This is a genomic window from Pantoea sp. X-Soil-ISGK-275 (genome assembly GCF_059730795.1).
Window position 1 is genome coordinate 2,886,182 of record NZ_AP035976.1, and the last position, 23,252, is coordinate 2,909,433.

Consider the following 23,252-nt stretch of genomic DNA (forward strand, 5'->3'; position numbering starts at 1 on the left):
TAGTGGGCTGGCAACCGCTAGCCGAGGTCGCTAGCGGCTGATGTGCGGATTACGCCAGGCTCTGAACCTGATGTTGCTGCAGATGATCGGCGAGGGTGTAGCTGCTATCGCTGGCGTTGTAGTGGTTTTCCGTGGCGCGCGCATCGCTGTGCGGAGCGGCGGCGCTGTCGCCTGACGGCTGATTCAGCGTAACGGTCGGCACCTGATGCGTGGCGACGGTGAACAGGTTCTCGATGATCTGTGTATCGTGATTGCCGTACTCATCCCAGCGCGTGGCCAGCGGCGACACTTCACCATCCGGCAGTGCCTGCAGATCTTCGGCGCTGATGGTCACCATGCCATTGACCGGCGTGTAGTTTTTACCGTTGAGCGTCAACTCCTTTACGCCTTCGAGATAGAAACTGAGATCGTGCTGTGCTTCCTGCTGACTCAGCGTGGTATCGCCGCCAATATCAATTTCGTAATAGATGTCTGGCAGTTTGGTGACCACGTTGAGTTCCAGCAATGCGTCGGTGCTGTTGCCGGCGCCATCCTGCGCATATACACGCACTTCGCCCAGTGAAATGAAATTCGCTACGTCACTGGACGGAATCGTTACCTGCCAGTGACCATCGCTGCCAATCTGTGCGTGATAGACCGCATCACCGCTGCACAGCAACAGTTGCTGGCCCGGCACCATCACCGAGAGGTCGCCGCTAAAGGTGAGATCGTTTTGGCTCTCTTCTTTATTGATCACGTTGTCTGCCGTGACCTGATCGAAACTGATGTGCGGCAAACTGCTGACGTGGGTAATTAAGGTGACATCCTGCTGATAAGCGGTGGTTTTGCCGTTGGGATCGGTGGCGCTGACTTTCAGGCTATAAACGCCATCCTGTAATGCCTGAAGATCTTGTGAGGGAATGGCGGCGGTCCATTCGCCTTTGTCGTTAACGCCGCCGATATATTTTTGACCGGCTAAGATCACCGTAATGTGGCTGTTCGCCGGCATATGCGTGACGCTGCCGTGTACTTCTACGCCGTAAATCCCTTCTGCCACGTTAACCGCGTTATCCCCGCTGATTGGATCCACCGTCAGCGTGGGCTTGATGGTTTTATCCACGTAAACCCCGAAGCCCACCTGCGTATTGGTGCTGTTGCCAGCTTTGTCGGTGATGGTTAGCGTCAGCGAATAGGCGCCGTCGGCTAATCCGTTGAGCACCGAAGGCGGCATTGAGGCATTCCAGTAACCCCATTTATTCACCGTGCTGTGCCAGCTTTCACCGTTAAAGGTCATCGTCACGGTGGCGCCGGGTTCGGATTCGGCGCGACCACGCAGGTGAATGTTCCTGCCGGATTCCCACGCGGCGATCACACCATCCATCGCTATGGGTTCATACGGACGTAGCGGCGCGGGCGGCGTGGTATCCACGCTGCGCGTTTGCAGAGTTGAAGCGTCGTCTGCCACCGGATAAAGGCTGACCGCGGATTGTAGAATCGCCGCTAATTGTTGTTCTGATTGATGTAAAGACATGGGTAACCTCGTTACAGGGAATCTATTGCAGCGGCCATTAAGCTTATTAATGATTTAAGCGTACCGGTGCGCCATACAGGCCGTTAATAAACGGTCCGCTTCACCTGATGAAAACGGGTTACCAGCAGGTAACAAGGATTAAAATAAGACACAGCAAAACTCTCCCACTCGGGAGAAATAATCTCGATCTCGCTATATTCCGCATCGGGAGCCGATGGGATGACTAACATATCGGTTTTAGGTGGTCGCTGCCTATTGGCGAAAATCCGGAAATGCATGCTTTGCGACAGCGCCAAAAAATTGACGTGTAAGCCGCGTCTGGCGCGGAATCTTTCATCAGTATACTGCATCATTCAGCAGAAAAAATTTTACTTAAGTCACTCCAGTTATGGTTGGCACATGCCAGGAAAGTTCTGGAAAAGCGCAGCGACGCGTGAAAAATCGGTAATATGCCTGTTTCTGGCGTTTAATCGCTGCCATCCGAATTGTCTGATGCGCGGTGTAACGCCCGCTTTGATGCTAAACTTCGTCGCTTCAACCGCTAATGAAAAATACTCTTTATGACAGCACTGGACGCCGCGCCGCACAATAAATTGCATCACCGTGTCAACCTTGGGACACGCATCGTTTTCCTCATCGCCGGATTGGGCATGTCCGCATGGGCACCGCTGGTGCCGTTCGCCAGCCAGCGTCTGGCGTTGAGCGGCGCGTCATTGGGCGGTTTGTTGCTGTGTTTAGGCATTGGATCGCTGGCGGCGATGCCGATTACCGGCGGGTTAATCGCGCGTTTCGGTGGTCGTCGGGTGATGTTGTGCTCCACGCTGGTGGTGCTGGCGGTGTTACCGCTGCTGGCGACGCTCAATGTGATGTGGCTTATGGCCGCCACCTTGGTGGTGTTTGGTGCCGGACTCGGCATGCTGGATGTGGCGATGAACGTGCAGGCGGTGGAAGTGGAAAAAGCCGCGCGCAAGCCGATGATGTCTGGTTTCCACGGTTTCTTTAGCCTCGGCGGCATTATCGGCGCCGGTTCCGTCAGCTTGCTGCTCGGCAGCGGCCTGACGCCGTTGCAAGCGGTTGGCGCGGTGATGGTGCTGATTGTGTTGCTATTGGTATGGAGCCTGCCAACGCTGATGACCGAGCGCCTGCATCAGCCCGATCAACCGTGGCTGGTGATCCCGCGCGGCTGGGTCGCTTTCCTCGGTTTGCTCTGCTTTATTCTGTTTCTTGCCGAAGGCGCGGTGCTGGATTGGGGCGCGCTGTTGCTGCTGCAAAGCCCGGATATGAGCCCGGCACATGCCGGTTTGGGTTATGCGGTGTTCTCGGTGGCGATGACCATTGGTCGTCTGACCGGGGATAAAGTGATTCAACGCTTTGGCCGTTATCCGGTGATGTTGACCGGTGCGCTAGCCGCTGCAGCGGGCATGACGCTGGCGGTATTGTTACCCTGGCCGCAAATCGCGCTGCTGGCTTTCCTGCTGGTGGGTTTTGGCCTCGCCAATACGGTGCCGATGTTGTTCAATGCTGCCGGGAATCAACACGATATGCCGTCGAATCTGGCGATTTCGGCCATGACAACGTTAGGCTATGCAGGTATTCTTTCAGGTCCGGCTTTAATCGGATTAATTTCCCAGTGGATCAGCCTGAGTGGTGCATTTTTGCTTATCGCTCTGCTGCTGCTGGCCGTCGCTGCCAGTGCCCGACGGGTTGCGCGCTAATTCCATGATCCTGAGACACTATGCTGCCTTATAAATTTCCTCTGACATCCGGCAATGTAACGCGCTTTTTCGTGGTGTTTAACCTGGTGCTTTTTCTGGCGCTGGGCGCGATGGTGCACAACAGCGTAAATGCCTGGATGACAGAGAAGCGCTATGCGATGACCGATTTGGCGCGCGCGATGCAGAAACGTATCGATGCGTCGCGCTTCGCTACGTGGCAGATCTATGAAAACCTGGCCACCAGCGCCGCCGGGTCGTCACCGAACAGCAATCTTCAGGAAACCCGCCTGCGTCCGGATGTCTATTATCTGGAAAAAACCCGCCGCAAAACCGAAGCGCTGATTTTTGGTTCGCACGATGGCAGCACGCTGGATATGACCATGCGCATGTCCAACTATCTCGATACGCTGTGGGGCGCGGAAAATCCGACCTGGTCGATGTACTTCCTTAATGGTCAGGATAACAGCCTGATTATGATCTCCACGCTGCCGCTGAAAGACATGGCGACGCGTTATAAAGAGAGCGCGATTAATACGCTGGTTGATAGCCGCCGCGCCGAAATGCTGCAGCAGGCTAATGCGCTGGATGAGCGCGAAAGTTTCTCGCCGCTGCGTCATTTCGCCTGGCAGAACGATCACTACTTTACGCTGCGTACTACCTTCAATCAGCCAGGCCACTTAGCCACCGTGGTGGCGTTCGATTTGCCGGTTAACGATCTGATCCCGCGCAATATGCCGCTGGAGAATTTCCAGCTGCGTCAGGACGCCACGCAAACTTCCACCACCGCCACCACCAGCGACGATACCAGCAGCGAAAGCACCCACGTGGCGCTGGTGAATCCGAATCTGGAGATCGCCGCATCGCTGCCAAGTACGTCGCTGCAGCTGGTGTACCGAGTGCCGCTTACCAGTCTGGCGCTGGATACACTGCATAACCTGATGTGGCCGCTGCTGATTAACCTTGTGCTATTTTTGCTGTCCATTGCCGGTATTACGCTGCTGCGTCAGCAGTCGCTGCGCCCGAACGAAAACCAGAGCGCCGAACTGGATTCGCTGCGCATGCTGAATGAAGAGATTGTCGCCAGTTTGCCGGTCGGCTTGCTGGTGTACGACTTCGCCACCAATCGCACGCTGCTCAGCAATAAAATCGCCGAACATCTGCTGCCGCACCTGAATTTGCAGAAGATCATCAATATGTCGGATCAGCATCAGGGCGTATTGCAGGCCACTATCAATAACGAAGTGTATGAGATTCGCCACGCGCGCAGCGTGCTGTCGCCGCATACCCAGCTGTTTATGATGCGCGATCAGGACCGTGAATTACTGGTGAATAAGAAGCTGCAGAAGGCGCAACAGGTGCTGGATCGCAATCACCAGATGCGTCAGCAATTAATGCATAACCTCGGTCACGCGCTGAACCGTCCGCTGCAAAGTATGGTTAAGCAGTTGGTGCAACTCAGCCAGCGCGACGATGATGAAAGCGTGCTCGATCTGCTCGACGAGAGCCAGGGCTTGGCGCGTCTGGTCGATGATATCGTGCTGCTCAATCGCCTTGAAGCGCATGACTGGTCGCCAGATGCCAGCGTGTTCAACCTGCAGGATATGCTGGATGAAATTGCGCTGGAAAGCCTGCCGCTGCTGCGCCGTAAAGGTCTGGCTTTAGTGGTGAACAACCATTTAGCCAATGACGAGATGCGCTTTGGCGATCGTCGTGCATTGCGTAAAGTGCTGACCACGTTGATGCACTATTCGCTGACCACCACGCGCTGGGGCAAGATTTCGCTGGAGATTAAAACCACTGAAGACAAGCCTAATCAGGTCTTGCTGCAGCTGGTGGATACCGGCTCTGGCTTGAGCGTCGATGAACTGGCGAATGTCGATTTCCCCTATCTTGGTGAAACCACGCAGGATCGTTTTGGCCAGGCGTCCGGCATGGCATTTTTCCTCTGTAAGCAGCTGTGCAAACAGATGGGCGGCCAGCTGGAGATCATCGCTAAACCTGATATCGGCACACGCTACAACATCCAATTGCCGCTGGCGTTAGAGCAGCAAGGTGAGCAGGAAGAGAAACTGCTGGAAGGCGTGACCGCGTTGGTGGATATCGCCGTCGAAGATGTACACAAGATCGTTTGCCGCCACCTCGAAAACTGGGGCGCGAAATGCCTGACGTCGGATGAACGCTTAACCGGTCAGGATCATGATGTGCTGGTGACCGACGATCCCGCCCGTCTGAACGGTTGGGCGCTGTTACTGGCCGGCGACGAAATGGGTCATCACGCGTTGAACGATCAACAATTCCGGGTCAACTTCAATCTCAGTAATGCACTGCTTGATGCGCTGCTGGCCCTGATTGAAAAGCAGCTTTCTCATGATTTGTTAGAGGAGAGTCGCGAAGATGAAGAAGCCACGCCGCTGATGAGCGGAGGCTATTTCCAGCTGTTTACCGAGACAGTACCGCCAGATGTGAAGAGACTGTATACTGAAGCGGCGGAAAAGGATTATCCCTCGCTTGCTCAGACAGCACATCGCCTGAAAGGCGTGTTTGCCATGCTCAATCTGGGGTCGGGTAAACTGCTTTGTGAAGCGTTAGAACAACACATTAAAGTATGTGACGATTTAACCATTAAAAATACCACCAGTGAAATTGACGCGTACGTCAGCCAACTGCTGCAGCAAGGTAACCAATAAGATGAATAACTTGAACGTAATTATTGCCGATGACCATCCGATCGTTCTGTTCGGTATCCGTAAGTCACTGGAACAGATTGAATGGGTTAACGTTGTAGGTGAGTTTGAAGACTCAACAGCATTAGTAAACAGCTTGCCTAAACTGGACGCCAATGTCCTGATTACCGACCTCTCCATGCCAGGCGAGAAGTACGGTGACGGTATCACCCTGATCAAATACATCAAACGTCACTATCCGGATCTCTCGATTATCGTTCTTACCATGAACAATAACCCAGCGATCCTGAGCGCGGTGTTGGATCTGGATATCGAAGGGATCGTACTGAAGCAAGGTGCACCAACCGATCTGCCAAAAGCGCTGGCTGCTCTGCAGAAAGGCAAAAAATATACGCCGGAAAGCGTGGCAAAACTGCTGGAGCGCATCAGCGCTGGCGGTTACGGTGACAAACGTCTGTCACCGAAAGAGAGTGAAGTACTGCGTCTGTTCGCAGAAGGTTTCCTGGTGACTGAGATTGCTAAGAAACTGAACCGCAGTATCAAAACCATCAGTAGCCAGAAGAAATCAGCCATGATGAAACTGGGCGTGGAAAATGATATCGCGCTGCTGAACTATCTCTCTTCGGTTAGCGCCACTCAGGTCGACAAAGAGTAATCCTCAATGGGCGGCGTCTTCTGACACCGCCCATTTTTTGCTCGCGTATTACGCCCCTTCCCTGCCCTTTCTGACGCGTTCCGCATACACCGCCAGCGTACTTTTCAGCACATCCAGTGTAACCGGCTTCGACAAACAGTTATCCATGCCCGCATCCATACAGCGCTGCTTCTCTTCCGCTAACGCATTGGCCGTGACGCCAATCACCGGGAAAGTATGTCCTAACTGACGCAGACGTTGTGTCAGACGATAACCATCCATGTTCGGCATGTTCACATCGCTCAGTACGATATCAATATGGTTGCGGCTCAGCACGTTCAGCGCATCCACGCCGTCCTGCGCGGTTTTGGTCTGATAACCCACGGTGCCGAGTTGTTCCGACAGCAGCATGCGGTTGATCGGATGGTCATCAACAATCAGCACGATAATATCTTCGAAGGTCGCGGCTGCTTTTGCCGCGGTTAACGGCAGCGGCGTGGCGGTTTCGCTATTGATGTTGATGCGGTAGATGCGGCCGAGCAGCTGCGGCAGATCGTGCAGCATCGCGCTGCTCTGGATCCATTGACCCGGCGCGGTTTCGTGCGGCATATCGATGTGCTGACCACAGATACGAATATGCGCGCGTCCGCTTTGCGCAGCGAGCTCATCGTGATCGCTAATGATCACATCATCCGCTGCCGCCTGACCGCGATAATACGCCACCTGAATGCCCTGCTGTTGCAGCAGACGCAGCAGGAAGCTGGCGAGGTATTCATTACGCATATCCAGCCAGATGGCTTTTTCCTGCAAGCCGTCCAGCAGCGGTGGTGCCGCCATCTGACCGGAATAGATCGGAATGCGCACGATAAACTGACTGCCCATGCCCGGTTCGGAATCAACTTCGATATCGCCGTCCATCATGTTGATCAGCTTTTCACAGATCGCAAGCCCTAAGCCGGTTCCCTGGAAGTTACGTTGCACGCCCGAACCTACCTGGAAGAACGGATCGAACAGGCGCGTCACCTCTTTGGCCGGAATACCGACGCCGGTATCACGCACGCGGAACGCCAGATATCCCTCTTTGACGTAAGCATGCAAGATGATACAGCCGGTATGCGTGAATTTGATGGCGTTGTTCAGCAGGTTAGATATCACCTGCTGCAGGCGCATGGCATCGCCATCCAGGGTCAGCGGCACATCGTTTTCGATAAACACGTACAGCGTCAGGCGTTTGCGCACCACCAGCGAGAGATAGTTGCTGGCAATGTGATTGACCACTTCACGCGGCGAGAAAGGATGGGGCTCAATTTTCAGCTGTTCGGATTCAATCTTCGAGAAGTCGAGGATGTCGCTGATGATCTTCAGCAGCAGGCTCGACGAGTTGTTCATCGCCGTCACCAGTGAATCGACGCCTTTCGGCAGCACTTTGGTTTGCAGCAGATCGAGGTTACCGATAATGCCGTACAGCGGCGTGCGCAGTTCGTGGCTGACGGTGGCAAGGAACATTGATTTCGACTGGCTGGCCTGCTCGGCCGAGTGCGCCATCTCCTGCAGCGACTGCTCCATACGCACGCGCGCCGAGACATCGACCAGCACGCAAATCGCCACGTTTTCATTGCGATAACGCGAATGCACAAAGCTGATTTGCAGGTTAGTGTTGCTGCCGGTCAGCACATCGACAAAGTTAACCTGCTGACCACCGATGATTTCATTCAGACGCTGGCGATCTTCCTGCGTCAGCAGCGTCAGATAGTTATGTGCCAGCTCGTTACTCAGAATGTTGGTGCCGTCGCTGGTGCGCAGAATACAGATGCCGACCGGCGCCGAGGCGACAATTTTGCGGTTGAACTGTTCGTGCTCCTCCAGTCGATGCGCATTCTCTTCAGCCGGCAGGAACATGCGGCGCTCAAAAACCCACGCCAGCGTGAACAAAATTACCGCCGTAAAGATATTAAGCAGCAGCGCGTTAATCAGCATCAGCTTGAGTTGATCCATCAACACGTCGGTGGAAAGCGACCAGACCACATTGAGATTGGAAGGTGGCAGCGGCTTCTTCAGCACCAGCTGGCGATAGCTGTCGAGATAGCCGAACCAGGTACTGTTGTCCGGCAGATCGTCAAGCGAGTAGCCCGGCCCGCCGCGACGTGAACTGAGCAGCGGACGGTAATTTTCATCGGTGATGGTGGCCACCAGCGGCAAACCGCCCGGCTGAATGAACTCATCCAGGCGGATATTCTGCTCCACGCCCAGCAGCGCCTGCAGTTTGTTCGCCACATACACCGGCATCACCATATAGAAGTTGCCGACGCCCGGCTGCGCGCTGCTGGTGATCCAGTACATCGGCTGGCGGCGCTCTTCTTCATTGCCGTTGCGATAGTGCAGCACGCGTTCACGCAGCGCTTTCAGGCTACGTTCACGATCGACTGAATTGTTGCTGCCGATGGTGAAATCGGCCAGACACTGGTTCTCGCCACCGATGAAGAACACGCGGTTCAATTCATACGCAGAGGCAAAATTGCTTTTCCAGTAATTGATGTAGTAGCTGAGCGAATCCAGCGAGTTGCGCCATGTGTTGCTCATTGAGGTGCAGTCGCCATCGGAAAACAGCGGCGTGAACTGCGGCAGCGCACCTTTGCCCGGCGGCAAACCGTTGAGCACATCCAGACCATTAGCGCTGCTGCTCAGGCGATTTTCGGTGATGTATTTCAGCTCGCGCATCACATCCGCCGAGTGGCGTACGTACCACTCAGCCTGACCGTAATTGGTGGCAAACTCCTGACGCACCGCGTTCTCTTTCTCGTGCAGCACGTTGATGATGTAGAAAGTGGTCAGCAGCGCACCCAGCGCCCAGAGCAGCAACGCCAGCGCACGAAATAGATAGCGTGAAATTCGAAGCGTAGTGCGAAAGGAGACAAGATATTTCAAAAGAGGCTCACTGGCGGTAAGAGTTATCAGGATGTTGAAAAGCTTTCATACACTAGCTTTATCGGCCCTAAAAAGCCAGCTAGCCCGCGCCTTTAGGGGAAAACTCAGATAAAAAAACGGCAGGTCAGTTTCCTGACCTGCCGTTTAATAAAGCCGATACGAATTACTCTTCGTCGTCAGCTTCTGGTGCTTCGTCGTCGCTGTCCACTTCCGGCGCGATATCCTCCTCGCCTTCCGCTACGCTACCGTCGATGGCGTCGAGTTCTTCCTCTTCCACCGGTTCCGCGACGCGTTGCAGACCCACCACGTTTTCATCTTCCGCAGTACGGATCAGAATCACGCCTTGGGTGTTACGGCCAACCACGCTGACTTCCGAGACGCGAGTACGCACCAGCGTACCGGCATCGGTGATCATCATGATCTGATCGCCATCCACCACCTGTACCGCACCGATAACCGGTCCATTACGTTCGGTGACTTTAATCGAGATCACACCCTGGGTCGCACGCGACTTGGTTGGATACTCGGTATTGGCGGTACGTTTACCGTAACCATTCTGCGTCACGGTGAGGATCGCGCCCTCTTCGCGTGGCACAATCAGCGACACCACTTTATCGCGTTCAGCCAGCTTGATACCGCGCACGCCCGAAGCCGAACGGCCCATCGCACGTACCGCAGTTTCAGCGAAGCGCACCACCTTACCGGCGGCAGAGAACAGCATCGCTTCGTCGCTACCGTTGGTCAGCGCCACACCAATCAGCTCATCATCCTCACGCAGGTTGATGGCGATAATGCCCGCGCTACGCGGACGGCTGAACTCTTGCAACGCGGTTTTCTTCACGGTACCGCTCGCGGTGGCCATGAAGATGTTGAAGCCTTCGGTGTATTCACGCACCGGCAGAATGGCGGTGATACGTTCGTTAGCTTCCAGCGGCAACAGGTTGACGATTGGACGACCGCGCGCGCCACGGCTGGCTTCCGGCAGCTGATAGACCTTCATCCAGTAGAGACGGCCACGGCTGGAGAAGCACAGAATGGTGTCATGGGTGTTGGCCACCAGCAGACGGTCGATAAAGTCTTCTTCTTTAATACGTGCGGCGGATTTGCCTTTACCACCGCGACGCTGGGCTTCATAGTCCGTCAGCGGTTGGTATTTGACATAACCCTGATGCGACAGCGTCACCACAACGTCTTCCTGATTAATCAGGTCTTCGATGTTGATGTCTGCACTGTTCGCGGTGATTTCAGTGCGACGTGCATCGCCGAACTGATCGCGCATCAGCTCCAGCTCTTCACGGATCACTTCCATCAGGCGCTCAGCGCTCTGCAGGATGTGCAGCAGTTCAGCGATCTGATCCAGCAGCTCTTTGTATTCGTCGAGCAGTTTTTCATGCTCAAGGCCGGTCAGTTTCTGCAGACGCAGATCCAGAATCGCCTGCGCTTGCTGTTCGGTCAGATAATATTGACCCTCGCGAATACCAAACTCGGCTTCCAGCCACTCCGGACGCGCGGCATCGTTACCTGCACGTTCCAGCATCGCGGCAACGTTACCCAAATCCCACGACTGCGCCAACAGGCCCAGTTTCGCTTCGGCTGGCGTGGGTGCACGACGAATCAGTTCGATGATTGGATCGATGTTCGCCAGCGCAATCGCCAGGCCTTCAAGGATGTGAGCACGATCGCGCGCTTTACGCAGTTCGAAAATGGTACGGCGCGTAACCACTTCACGACGGTGACGCACGAAGGCCTCGATGATGCCTTTCAGCGTCATGATCTTCGGCTGGCCCTGATGCAGCGCCACCATGTTGATGCCGAATGAGACCTGCAGCTGGGTCAGCGAGTAGAGGTTGTTGAGAACCACTTCACCGACCGCATCGCGTTTGATCTCAATGACAACACGCATGCCGTCTTTGTCAGATTCGTCACGCAGCGCGCTGATGCCTTCCACGCGCTTCTCTTTCACCAGCTCGGCGATCTTCTCAATCAGGCGCGCTTTGTTCACCTGATACGGCAGTTCGTGAACGATGATGGTTTCACGGCCGGTCTTGGCATCAGTTTCCACTTCGCCACGTGCGCGGATGTAAATCTTACCGCGCCCGGTGCGATAGGCTTCTTCGATACCGCGACGACCATTGATGAACGCAGCGGTCGGGAAATCTGGCCCGGTGATGTGCTCCATCAAACCTTCAACGGTGATGTCTTCATCTTCGATGAAGGCCAGACAGCCGTTGATCACTTCCGTGAGGTTGTGCGGTGGAATGTTGGTTGCCATACCTACCGCGATACCGGACGAACCGTTTACCAGCAGGTTAGGAATTTTGGTTGGCAGGACTTCAGGGATCTGCTCGGTGCCGTCATAGTTCGGCACGAAATCGACGGTTTCCTTTTCCAGGTCAGCCAGCAGCTCCGAAGAGATCTTTGCCATGCGCACTTCGGTATAACGCATCGCTGCGGCGGAGTCGCCGTCGACCGAACCAAAGTTACCCTGACCGTCAACCAGCATGTAGCGCAGGGAGAATGGCTGGGCCATACGCACGATACTTTCGTATACCGCGGAATCGCCGTGCGGGTGATATTTACCGATGACGTCACCGACCACACGGGCGGATTTTTTATAGGGTTTATTCCAGTCGTTGCCCAGTTCGCTCATGGCAAAAAGCACACGGCGGTGTACCGGCTTCAGACCATCACGCACATCGGGTAAGGCTCGGCCAACAATGACCGACATGGCGTAATCGAGGTAGGAGTTTTTTAACTCTTCTTCGATATTGACCGGTGTAATTTCTCTCGCAAGGTCGCTCATGGAGCCGCTATCCCTCTACATAATCCCGGATTTAAAGGTGCGAAAGTATATCACATCGCTTCCCTTCGGTGAACGTTAACCAGGCCTTAATCCCGCTTTTCCTTGAGCGTGAGAGATGCGTTCGCGTGACTTAAGCGTTTATACTGAGGGAATATTTTGTCTGGAGTGATGATTCAATGAGTGAACAACCGCAGGAAAGCCGCCAGAACGTTGACCACGCCGAGATTGCCAAGTTTGAGGCCGTGGCATCCCGCTGGTGGGATTTAGAGGGTGAATTTAAGCCGTTGCACCGTATCAATCCCCTGCGACTCGGCTGGATAGCACAGCACAGCAATGGCCTGTTCGGTAAGAAAGTGCTCGATGTCGGCTGCGGTGGCGGCATTCTGGCGGAGAGCATGGCGCGTGAAGGCGCTGAAGTTACCGGCCTGGATATGGGCGCGGAGCCGCTGGAAGTGGCGCGTCTGCACGCGCTGGAGAGCGGCGTTAGCGTTAACTATGTGCAGCAAACCGTGGAAGATCACGCCGCAAGTCATGCCGGGCAATATGATGTGGTGACCTGCATGGAGATGCTCGAGCATGTGCCTGACCCGCGTTCGGTGGTATTGGCCTGCGCGCAGCTGGTGAAGCCTGGCGGCGAAGTGTTCTTCTCCACCATCAACCGCAATCCAAAAGCCTGGCTGCTGGCGGTGTTTGGTGCGGAGTATGTACTACGCATGGTGCCGCGTGGGACGCACGACGTGAAGAAATTCATCCGTCCTGCCGAACTGCTGAACTGGGTCGATGAAACCCCGCTGCGTGAAAGAAACATGATTGGCCTGCATTACAATCCGCTGACCAATCAGTTCCGTCTGGGTCGCGGGGTCGATGTGAACTACATGATTCATACGCATCGCCAGGAGTGATGTCATCCCGGTGCGCATGAATGCGCACCCTACGAAAAATCGCACCATCGTCGTATGTCATCCCGGCGCGCATCAACACGCAGTATCACCGTAGGGTCGCCATTCATGGCGACCTCTTATCCAGATCAATTTCCTTTTAGACGCGTACCCGCCTTTTTTATAGGCTAAGCAAGTCACAAAAAATTCATAAGCAATTTTAGATAAGTTCGCTGCTGACGGCCTTGTCGGGGCTTTTTTCATCTAAGAAAATTCCTGAAGCATGGTGGTTGAGCAAGAAACACGCGTCCGATCATAAAGTGAAAAAAAAGTGCTTAGCGGTTGACACTAAGTGCAGGCCTTGCGGCATGCGGATCCAGGATTTTAGCCAGCCGCTAAGGACGATTTTTTAGTGAAAATCAACTCTTGTTAAGAAGAGATTGCTGACTAGAATACTCACCATATTGTTGTTCAAACTTCCCGCACCCCCTATATATAGTGTTTATCCACAGGCTTACTCACAACGAGCGGCTTGTGCATAAACCTTGTGCATAGATGGGGGATAAATACGTCATTCATGCATGGACAGGTAAAAACGCGACATGAACCAAAGTCTGCTCGTTACTAAACGCGATGGCCGCCAGGAGCGCATTGATCTCGACAAAATTCACCGTGTACTGGATTGGGCAGCCGAAGGGCTGAACAACGTTTCCGTTTCACAGGTTGAACTGCGCTCACACATTCAGTTCTACGATGGCATCAGAACTTCTGATATTCATGAGACCATCATTAAGGCTGCCGCAGACCTGATCTCTCGTGATGCGCCGGATTACCAATACCTGGCCGCGCGTCTGGCTATCTTCCACCTGCGTAAAAAAGCGTACGGCCAGTTCGAGCCGCCGAAGCTGTACGATCAGGTAGTGAAGATGGTGGAGATGGGCAAATACGACCGTCACCTGCTGGAAGATTACAGCACCGAAGAGTTCGAGCAGATGGACGAGTTTATCGACCATTGGCGCGACATGAACTTCTCCTACGCAGCGGTTAAGCAGCTGGAAGGGAAATATCTGGTGCAGAACCGCGTCAGCGGCGAAATCTACGAAAGCGCCCAGTTCCTCTATATCCTGGTAGCAGCGTGCCTGTTCTCTGGCTACCCGCGCGAAACCCGTATGGACTACGTGAAGCGCTTCTACGATGCGATCTCAACCTTTAAGATCTCACTGCCAACGCCTATCATGTCCGGCGTGCGTACCCCAACGCGCCAGTTCAGCTCTTGCGTCTTGATCGAGTGCGGCGACAGCCTCGACTCCATCAACGCCACTTCTAGCGCCATTGTGAAATACGTTTCACAGCGCGCCGGTATCGGTATTAATGCTGGACGTATTCGTGCGCTGGGTAGCCCGATTCGCGGTGGCGAAGCGTTCCACACCGGCTGTATTCCGTTCTACAAGCATTTCCAGACTGCCGTGAAGTCCTGCTCACAGGGCGGCGTGCGCGGCGGTGCAGCGACGCTGTTCTACCCAATGTGGCATCTGGAAGTTGAAAGCCTGCTGGTGCTGAAAAACAACCGTGGTGTTGAAGGCAACCGCGTGCGTCACATGGATTACGGCGTGCAGATCAACAAATTGATGTACACCCGCCTGCTGAAAGGTGAAGACATCACGCTGTTCAGCCCGTCTGACGTGCCTGGCCTGTACGACGCGTTCTTCGCCGATCAGGACGAGTTCGAGCGTCTGTACACCAAATACGAGAAAGACGACAGCATCCGCAAGCAGCGCGTGAAAGCCGTTGAGCTGTTCTCCCTGATGATGCAGGAACGTGCTTCAACTGGCCGTATCTACATTCAGAACGTCGATCACTGCAACACGCACAGCCCGTTCGATCCAAGCATCGCGCCGGTTCGTCAGTCGAATCTGTGCCTTGAGATCGCCCTGCCGACTAAACCGCTGAACGACGTCAATGACGAAAGCGGTGAAATCGCCCTGTGTACGCTGTCAGCCTTTAACCTCGGCGCAATTAACAGCCTTGACGATCTGGAAGAGCTGGCCACCCTTGCGGTACGTGCACTGGATGCGCTGCTGGATTATCAGGATTACCCCATCCCGGCAGCACAACGCGGCGCTATGGGCCGTCGTACCTTGGGTATCGGCGTGATCAACTACGCGTACTACCTGGCGAAAAACGGCGTGCGCTACTCCGATGGCAGCGCCAACAACCTGACGCACAAAACCTTCGAAGCCATTCAGTACTACCTGCTGAAAGCCTCGAACGAATTGGCGAAAGAGCAAGGTGCCTGCCCGTGGTTCAAAGAGACCACTTACTCGCAGGGCATTCTACCGATCGATACCTATAAAAAGGATCTCGACGCGGTGTGCAACGAGCCGCTGCATCTGGATTGGGAAGGTCTGCGTGAGTCCATCACCACGCACGGTCTGCGCAACTCAACGCTTTCTGCGCTGATGCCGTCTGAAACCTCTTCGCAGATTTCGAACGCCACTAACGGTATTGAGCCACCGCGCGGACATATCAGTATCAAAGCATCGAAAGACGGCATTCTGCGTCAGGTAGTGCCAGAGTATGAGCGTCTGAAAGATCAGTACGAACTGCTGTGGGAAATGCCGTCTAACGACGGTTATCTGCAGCTGGTTGGCGTGATGCAGAAGTTCATCGATCAGGCGATTTCGTCGAACACCAACTACGATCCGAGCCGTTTTGCTAATGGCAAAGTGCCGATGAAACAGTTGCTGAAAGATCTGCTGACCGCGTACAAGTTCGGCGTGAAAACCCTGTACTATCAAAACACCCGCGACGGGGCGGAAGATGCACAGGACGATCTGGCGCCTTCCATTCAGGATGATGGCTGCGAAAGCGGCGCATGTAAGATCTAATCTCATCTTGTCAGGGCCGACATTGGTCGGCCCTCTTCACATTTGGACTCAAAATGGCTTACACCACATTCTCGCAGAACAAAAATGACCAGCTGAAAGAGCCGATGTTCTTTGGCCAGTCTGTCAACGTTGCCCGTTTCGATCAGCAGAAATATGACATCTTTGAAAAGCTGATTGAAAAGCAGCTCTCCTTCTTCTGGCGTCCCGAAGAAGTGGACGTCTCGCGCGATCGTATCGATTATCAGGCGCTGCCAGAGCATGAAAAGCACATTTTCATCAGCAACCTGAAGTATCAAACGCTGCTGGACTCGATTCAGGGCCGTAGCCCGAACGTGGCGCTGTTGCCGCTGATTTCCATCCCGGAGCTGGAAACCTGGATTGAAACCTGGGCGTTCTCCGAGACCATTCACTCGCGCTCTTACACCCACATTATCCGTAACATCGTTAACGATCCGGCAGTGGTATTTGACGATATCGTCACCAACGAGCAGATTCTGGCGCGCGCCGAAGACATCTCGAAGTACTACGATGATCTGATAGAGATGACCAGCTACTGGCATCTGCTGGGCGAAGGTACGCATCAGGTCAACGGTAAAACCGTTACCGTGAACCTGCGCGATCTGAAAAAGCAGCTCTATATCTGCCTGATGAGCGTCAACGCGCTGGAAGCGATTCGCTTCTACGTCAGTTTCGCCTGTTCATTTGCTTTCGCCGAGCGCGAGCTGATGGAAGGTAACGCCAAAATCATCAAGCTGATTGCACGTGATGAAGCGCTGCACCTGACTGGCACTCAGCACATGCTGAACCTGCTGCGCACCGGTGAAGACGATCCAGAGATGAAAGCCATCGCCGCAGAGTGCCGCGACGAATGCTACGACCTGTTCAAGAAGGCAGCCGAGCAGGAAAAAGAGTGGGCAGAATATCTGTTCAGCGGCGGTTCGATGATTGGCCTGAACAAAGACATTCTGTGCCAGTACATTGAGTACATCACCAACATTCGTATGCAGGCGGTCGGTCTTGATCTGCCGTTCCAGACGCGTTCGAACCCGATTCCATGGATCAACTCATGGCTGGTGTCGGACAACGTGCAGGTTGCCCCGCAGGAAGTTGAAGTGAGCTCGTATTTGGTCGGTCAGATTGATTCTGAAGTGGGCGAAGACGATTTCGACGGCTTCCAGCTGTAAGCATGAGCCGCTCTGTTGTTATTCTGCGCAGCTCCGGCTCCCGGCTGGAGTGCGCAGAAGATCATCCCAATCTGCTGACGACGCTGGAAGCTAATAATCTGTGCGTTGAGTTTCAGTGTCGCGAAGGCTACTGCGGCTCTTGCCGTATGCGCTTGCTCAAAGGCGAAGTGGATTATGCGGAAACCCCGTTGGCGTTTGTGCAGCAAGGCGAGATTTTGCCGTGCTGCTGTCGCGCCAAAGGGGAGATTGAGATCGAGTTGTGATTTTAAGTTGGTCGCCATGAATGGCGACCCTACGAATTAACGTTTCACGGTTTCCAACACATCAATCCAGCCGTGCCCGGTGCTGACTTCGCTGCCGTGCAGCCAGCGACGCAGCATGTTCATCGCCATCATCGCCACCACTTTCTGCCGCGTTTCCACATTATGACGTCCATGAGTGAACTTCACGCGTTGGCCCCAGCTCGCTTCGGGTGTGTGCAGCGCAATCGACACTTCGCCTTCGACTAAATGTCCCACCGACAATGCCAGCGCTGCGCCCTGCTGTTTCGCCCAGTCACGCGTGCGCGCAACCTGCGCTTCCAGATCTTCATCCTGCGGCGGCAGAATCTCGGCTTTGCTGAGCGCCACGTCTGCCGCGGCCAGCTGCCAGTTAAGCAAACCGGCGGTGAACTGCTCGCTGAGCGCCAACTGGAAGCCGCGCTGCTGCAACTCGCGCGCCAGTAGCGCCGGTAAACCTTCGGTGCCTTCAAAGATGGTGCACTCCGCCAGCAACAGTTTTACCTGCTGCCACACCTGCTCCATCGCCGCGCGCTGGCTGGCGGGTCCAGTAAGTTTGATTTCGATAATCGGCATTGATGAGCGATAGCCCATCACCACGCCTTCCGGCAGCGGTAGCGGCTCCAGCTCAGCGGCAATATCGCTCTCGCCACGGCCAAAGGTGGTGAGGCGTAAACACAACGGTGGTTCCGGCAATTCAAAGTGTGCTTTGAGGCGCGGAATGATCTCCTGCTCGACCATCACTTTAAATTCCGACGGCACACCAGGCGTGAAGAAAATCCAGCAGCGATTGAGCTGCATCGCAAAGCCGCACGCGGTGCCGACCGGGTTATCCAGCATCTCGGCGATGGCGGGAATTTCTGCCTGCTTGCGATTGCTCGGCGCCATCACGCGTCCGCGACTGGCGAACCAGGCTTCCATTTTTTCCAGCCAGGCTTGCTGAATGATTAACTCGCTGCCGCTGGCAATGGCTGCGGCCTGCGCACTGAGATCGTCGCTGGTCGGTCCTAAACCACCGTTAACGATCAGCACGTCTGCAATCTGGCTCCGGCTCTGCAGCGCCTCCACCAGCGAGCTCATCGCATCACCGACGGTGCTGCGGCTGGTCATCGGCAAACCGTGCTGGAACAGCACATCGGCCAGCCAGGCGGCGTTGGTATCGACAATCTGCCCATGTAACACTTCATCGCCCGTTGAGAGCATTTCTACACGTATCACGTTGCGTTCTCCTTTTCCCTGTCGCTTTACTGTAGGAAGCGCGCAGGCGAAACACAATCGCGGATGATGCGAAACAGGGATTTAGCGGGAATAAGCGGCGGGATAATCAGTAAGCGGGCGCGAAGCGTGTCGCGCCCGTTGGAACTTAACGTCGAGCCAGCAGTAAACCGACAAACAGGCCAGCGGCGGCACCGATGCCAATCCCCTGCCACGGTTTTTCATGCACATAATCATCGGCACGGTAAGCCGCATTTTTGGCACGATAGTAGTAGCTGTCTGATGCCTGGCTAACGCGCGATTTCACGTCTTCCAGTGCTTGTTCAGCTTTGAGTTTCAGCTCGATGTATTTCTGGTCGGCCGGATCGCCCGATGCGCGTAACACTGCTTCCAGCGTTTCCGTCAGCAGCGTCAGGTCGTCGTCAAGGTGCGTTTCAAATTGGTTTGAAGATGACACTATGTAGTTCCTCCATGTTCCTAACTCGTTGTGGTTTAACTATAGTCTTAAATTCCAGCTTTGCTGGGCGGCAACTGCCAGGATTTAACCGAGTTTCGTCTATCTCAATGCAAAGTTGTGTCATGCCGGGTGGAGCGGCGCGAATTCTGCTTCGCTTATTTGAGTAATCTGATAAATTTTCCGCAGACTGAATTTTTTATTTCCACGACTGTCGTAACTCCCTGTAGTCAGACGTTTCTCGTCTTACGAGAGTCAAAATACACCCGAGCAGCTAAGGATTAGATCTCCGGCATGAATCGTAGAAAATTTATGAAAGCGTCCATGGCCCTCTCCGCTGTTAGCGGCATGACGGGTCTCTCCACGCTGTTTGCACAATCCGCCTGGGCCGATGATGGTATCGCCGACGGTACCGCGGTGCGCTTCGATTTCGATACATTGAAAAAGAAAGCCTCCGCACTGGCAAAACAGCCCTGGGGCGGCGCACCCGGCCCCTTGCCCGACACCCTGGCCAATCTAACGCCTCAGGCCTATAACGAAATTCAGTACGATGCTAATCACTCGCTGTGGAACAACATTGCCGATCGTGAGCTGGACGTGCAATTCTTCCACGTCGGTATGGGCTTCAAGCGCCGCATCCGCATGTTCTCGGTCGATGCCGACAGCCGTGAAGCGCGTGAGATCCACTTCCGCCCGGAGCTGTTCAACTATCACAACGCTAACGTTGATACCAAACAGCTGGTGGGTAAAACCGATCTCGGCTTTGCCGGTTTCCGCGCGTTTAAGAAGCCAGAACTGGCGCGCCGAGATATCGTCTCTTTCCTCGGCGCCAGCTATTTCCGTGCAGTTGATGAGACCTTCCAGTACGGCCTCTCCGCACGCGGCGTGGCGGTCAACACCTTTAGCAACGGCAAGGAAGAGTTTCCGGACTTCACCGCGTTCTGGTTTGAAACGCCAAAAGCCGATGACACCACTTTTGTAGTTTATGCCCTGCTGGATGGCGCGAGCGTTACCGGTGCCTATAAGTTCACCATTCACTGCGAAGAGAAACGCGTGGTGATGGAAGTGGAAAACCACCTGTTTGCGCGTAACGACATTCGCCAGCTCGGCATTGCACCGATGACCAGCATGTTCAGCTGTGGCACCAACGAGCGCCGCATGTGCAACACTTACCATCCGCAAATCCATGACTCCGATCGTCTGGCGATGTGGACCGGTGAAGGCGAGTGGATTGCGCGTCCGCTGAACAACCCGCAGCGTTTGCAGTTCAACGCTTATCAGGATGAAAACCCGCGTGGTTTTGGCCTGCTGCAGCTGGATCATGACTTCAAAAATTATCAGGATGTGATTGGCTGGTACGACAAACGTCCAAGCCTGTGGGTGGAACCGATTGGTAAATGGGGCAAAGGCGCCATTAACGTGATGGAGATTCCAACCACCGGTGAAACCCTGGATAACGTGGTGTGCTTCTGGCAGCCGTCAGAACCGGTGAAAGCCGGCAGCGAGTTCAACTTCCAGTACAAACTCTACTGGAGTCAGTTACCGCCAGTGCGCAGTGGTTTGGCGCGTGTCGATGCCACGCGCACCGGTATCGGTGGCTTCCCGGAAGGTTGGGCGCCAGGCGAACACTTCCCGGAAACCTGGTCACGTCGTTTTGCGATTGATTTTGTTGGCGGCGATCTGAAAGCCGCAGCGCCGAAAGGCATTGAGCCGGTGATTACCGTTTCGGAGGGCACATTCAAGCAGGTTGAGATTCTTTACGTCGAGCCATTAAACGGTTACCGCATTCTGTTTGACTGGTATCCGAACAGCGACTCAACCAAACCGGTTGATATGCGCCTGTTCCTGCGTACTAAGGATGAGACGCTGAGTGAAACCTGGCTTTATCAATACTTCCCGCCACCGCCGGATCAACGTAAATATGTTGATGACCGGCAGATGACGCCGGGCTGATGATTAACGGCGAGGAGCAATCCTCGCCGTTATGCTTTCTGCATGCCGATGTGGGGAATGTCATCTTCCATATACACTTCGGTTACCGCTTTAAAGCCCAGACGACCGTAGAAACCTTCCAGATGTGCCTGCGCAGAGAGATAGATAGCGCGCTGCGACCAATGCTTCTCGCAGCTCTCAAGCGCCTTCTCCATCAAGCGATACCCCAGCTTCAAACCGCGCGCCTCTTCAGAAACGATCACACGACCAATCAGCACGGGTGCAGAGTCTGAAGCTGGCGTTAACACGCGTGCATAGGCCAGCAGCTTACCGTCAAGGAATCCCAAGATGTGGCGGTTATCAGCGGCTAAATCCTGACCATCAATATCCTGATAGGGACAGTTTTGTTCCACGATGAAGACATGATTGCGCAGCGCCAGCAAAGTATAGAGTTGTTGCGCCGTCAGTTCACTGTGATGGCAATCAAGCCAAAGCATTTCCATGGTGCTTCCTTGTCTGAGCAAAAAAAGTGATTCGTTGAGAATATCACACCGGCTAGGCCAAACGCAGTGAGCAGCAGCGGCAGCTGAAAAGCTCGTGATGACTCTGTGCTCAATCTCTCACTACACAGTAAATTGCAGGCAAAAAAAATCAGGCCCGAAGGCCCGATTTAGTCATGACGCGGGTCTGTATTACATCAGCGGCTGCGCCATCTGCACCAGTGTAATCAGCGGCTGCGGATAAACACCGAGCAGCAATACCAGAATCGCAGAGATCAGCACCACAACACCGCCCGCCGTAAACGCCCAGTTGGCTTGCGTGTCGCGGTTGTGCAGTTCCGGCGGGCTGAGGTACAGACTTACCGTTACGCGCAGATAGTAGTAAAGACCAATCGCACTACCTGCAACCACCGCACCACTCAACCACCACAGATGTGCGTTCACACTTGAGGCGATAACGTAGAATTTACCGATGAAGCCGAGCGTCATTGGAATACCGGCCAGTGACAACATCATCACCGTCATTACCGCAGACAGAATTGGACGATGCCAGAACAGGCCGCGATAGGAATACAGCGTGTCGGCATCCGGGCCACGATATGGGCTAGACATCAGACTTACTACGCCGAACGCGCCCAGGCTGCTGAACAGGTAACCGGCCAGATATACGCCCGCAGTTTCCAGTGACAGCTGATGGGTTTTCACCGCAATCAGCGCCACCAACAGATAACCAAGGTGCGCGATTGACGAGTAACCGAGCAGACGCTTGATGTTGCTCTGGGAAATCGCCATCAGGTTACCGAACAGAATCGACGCGAAGGCAATGATGCCCAGCACGGTACGAACAGCTTCGCTATCTGTAACTGGCGCGTACATGAACAGGCGCATAATCACGCCAAAGATGGCGATCTTGCTGGCGGTGGCGAGGAAGGTTGAAACCGGCGCAGGCGCACCCTGATAAACGTCTGGCGTCCACAGGTGGAAAGGTACCAGCGACAGTTTGAAGCCCAAACCGATAATCATCATACCCAGACCCAGCAGCAACAGCGGCTCCTGAATCATGCTATCGCTCAGACTTTTGCCGAGCTGCACAAAGCTCAGGCTGCCGGAATCAGCATAAATCAGCGCGATACCGAACAGCAGGAACGATGAGGCCGCCGCTGAAAGAATGGTGTATTTCAGCGACGCTTCCAGCGAACGTTTCTGGCGGAAAGCGTAACCAATCAAACCAAACAGCGGCAGTGACAGCAGTTCGATACCGATGAACAGCGCGGCCAGATGGTTGGCGCTTGCCAGCACAATCCCGCCGAGTGCTGCAATCAGCACCAGCAGATAGAACTCATCTTTGTTGTCCGGGAAACCGGCCAGCCACGGATAAGCGAAAGTGCAGGTGGCTAAACTCGCCAGCACTACCAGCGCGGTATAGAACATCGAATAGCCATCAACGCGCAGCAGCGGCGTGACATCCATCGCTCCCGCCTGGCCCACAAACCACAGAGAAAACAGCGCAATGTTAAGTCCGATCACCGTCAACGTGGCATTAACAAAGTGATTGCGTCGCCACGCAATGGACAGCATCACCACCACCACCGTCAATCCGACGATCAACAGCGGCAGTAACGCGATCAGATGTTGAGGAGTTATTGTCATGG

The 23,252-nt window shown here is 54.5% G+C and carries 16 protein-coding genes; 9 read left to right on the plus strand and 7 right to left on the minus strand.

Annotation, left to right across the window (positions count from 1 at the left end; translation table 11 throughout):
- Positions 1-49 precede the first annotated feature (49 nt).
- Positions 50-1,510 (minus strand): Ig-like domain-containing protein, encoded by a 1,461-nt coding sequence (locus tag AC6I8A_RS13450; RefSeq protein ID WP_497818666.1) that lies wholly within the window; start codon positions 1,508-1,510, stop codon positions 50-52.
- Positions 1,511-1,729: 219 nt separating this feature from the next.
- Here AC6I8A_RS13450 and AC6I8A_RS13455 point away from each other — a divergent pair, with 219 nt between their 5' ends.
- The 4 genes from AC6I8A_RS13455 to rcsB are packed head-to-tail and all read left to right on the plus strand — an operon-like array spanning position 1,730 to position 6,564.
- The gene (locus tag AC6I8A_RS13455) at positions 1,730-2,074 is read left to right on the plus strand and encodes a hypothetical protein (protein ID WP_256696957.1); all 345 of its coding nucleotides are present in this window, start codon (positions 1,730-1,732) and stop codon (positions 2,072-2,074) included.
- Complete coding sequence (locus AC6I8A_RS13460) at positions 2,071-3,225, plus strand: MFS transporter (RefSeq protein ID WP_497818667.1); 1,155 nt, start codon at positions 2,071-2,073, stop codon at positions 3,223-3,225. The genes AC6I8A_RS13455 and AC6I8A_RS13460 overlap by 4 nt, the downstream gene beginning before the upstream one ends.
- 23 nt (positions 3,226-3,248) lie before the next feature.
- Positions 3,249-5,912, plus strand: a complete 2,664-nt coding sequence (gene rcsD / locus AC6I8A_RS13465; RefSeq protein WP_497818954.1) for a phosphotransferase RcsD — start codon at positions 3,249-3,251, stop codon at positions 5,910-5,912.
- A gap of 1 nt (position 5,913) precedes the next feature.
- Positions 5,914-6,564: a response regulator transcription factor RcsB gene (gene rcsB, locus AC6I8A_RS13470; RefSeq protein ID WP_007889370.1), complete on the plus strand. Its 651-nt coding sequence runs from the start codon at positions 5,914-5,916 to the stop codon at positions 6,562-6,564.
- Positions 6,565-6,612: 48 nt separating this feature from the next.
- Here the strand turns inward: rcsB and rcsC are convergent, their stop codons facing one another.
- Complete coding sequence (rcsC, locus tag AC6I8A_RS13475) at positions 6,613-9,468, minus strand: two-component system sensor histidine kinase RcsC (RefSeq protein ID WP_256696959.1); 2,856 nt, start codon at positions 9,466-9,468, stop codon at positions 6,613-6,615.
- Positions 9,469-9,631: 163 nt separating this feature from the next.
- On the minus strand, positions 9,632-12,271 hold the full coding sequence (gene gyrA, locus AC6I8A_RS13480) for a DNA topoisomerase (ATP-hydrolyzing) subunit A (RefSeq protein WP_497818668.1): 2,640 nt from the start codon (positions 12,269-12,271) through the stop codon (positions 9,632-9,634).
- 176 nt (positions 12,272-12,447) lie between these two features.
- On the opposite strand from gyrA, the gene ubiG reads away from it, so the two are divergent.
- The 4 genes from ubiG to yfaE all read left to right on the plus strand — a co-directional run bounded on the left by ubiG (position 12,448) and on the right by yfaE (position 17,484).
- A complete protein-coding gene (gene ubiG / locus AC6I8A_RS13485) occupies positions 12,448-13,173 on the plus strand; it encodes a bifunctional 2-polyprenyl-6-hydroxyphenol methylase/3-demethylubiquinol 3-O-methyltransferase UbiG (protein ID WP_061717833.1) in 726 nt (241 codons plus the stop codon).
- A gap of 578 nt (positions 13,174-13,751) precedes the next feature.
- Positions 13,752-16,037, plus strand: a complete 2,286-nt coding sequence (gene nrdA, locus AC6I8A_RS13490) for a class 1a ribonucleoside-diphosphate reductase subunit alpha (RefSeq protein WP_137386188.1) — start codon at positions 13,752-13,754, stop codon at positions 16,035-16,037.
- Positions 16,038-16,090: 53 nt separating this feature from the next.
- Complete coding sequence (gene nrdB / locus AC6I8A_RS13495; RefSeq protein WP_007889356.1) at positions 16,091-17,221, plus strand: class Ia ribonucleoside-diphosphate reductase subunit beta; 1,131 nt, start codon at positions 16,091-16,093, stop codon at positions 17,219-17,221.
- A 2-nt stretch (positions 17,222-17,223) separates the two neighbouring features.
- Positions 17,224-17,484 carry a class I ribonucleotide reductase maintenance protein YfaE gene (gene yfaE / locus AC6I8A_RS13500; protein WP_008105122.1) on the plus strand — a complete coding sequence of 87 codons (261 nt, stop codon included), beginning with the start codon at positions 17,224-17,226 and terminating at the stop codon, positions 17,482-17,484.
- A gap of 36 nt (positions 17,485-17,520) precedes the next feature.
- Here yfaE and AC6I8A_RS13505 read toward each other — a convergent pair whose 3' ends face one another.
- Positions 17,521-18,717 carry a nicotinamide mononucleotide deamidase-related protein YfaY gene (locus AC6I8A_RS13505; protein WP_497818669.1) on the minus strand — a complete coding sequence of 399 codons (1,197 nt, stop codon included), beginning with the start codon at positions 18,715-18,717 and terminating at the stop codon, positions 17,521-17,523.
- Between the two features lie 145 nt (positions 18,718-18,862).
- The gene (elaB, locus tag AC6I8A_RS13510) at positions 18,863-19,171 is read right to left on the minus strand and encodes a stress response protein ElaB (RefSeq protein WP_497818670.1); all 309 of its coding nucleotides are present in this window, start codon (positions 19,169-19,171) and stop codon (positions 18,863-18,865) included.
- Positions 19,172-19,462: 291 nt separating this feature from the next.
- On the opposite strand from elaB, the gene AC6I8A_RS13515 reads away from it, so the two are divergent.
- Complete coding sequence (locus AC6I8A_RS13515; protein WP_265300494.1) at positions 19,463-21,121, plus strand: glucan biosynthesis protein D; 1,659 nt, start codon at positions 19,463-19,465, stop codon at positions 21,119-21,121.
- Positions 21,122-21,150: 29 nt separating this feature from the next.
- On the opposite strand, the gene AC6I8A_RS13520 is transcribed toward AC6I8A_RS13515, so the two are convergent.
- Both AC6I8A_RS13520 and nuoN read right to left on the minus strand, forming a co-directional pair.
- Positions 21,151-21,603: a GNAT family N-acetyltransferase gene (locus AC6I8A_RS13520; RefSeq protein WP_265300492.1), complete on the minus strand. Its 453-nt coding sequence runs from the start codon at positions 21,601-21,603 to the stop codon at positions 21,151-21,153.
- A gap of 189 nt (positions 21,604-21,792) precedes the next feature.
- Positions 21,793-23,250 carry an NADH-quinone oxidoreductase subunit NuoN gene (gene nuoN, locus AC6I8A_RS13525; protein WP_008105131.1) on the minus strand — a complete coding sequence of 486 codons (1,458 nt, stop codon included), beginning with the start codon at positions 23,248-23,250 and terminating at the stop codon, positions 21,793-21,795.
- Positions 23,251-23,252: the final 2 nt, after the last annotated feature.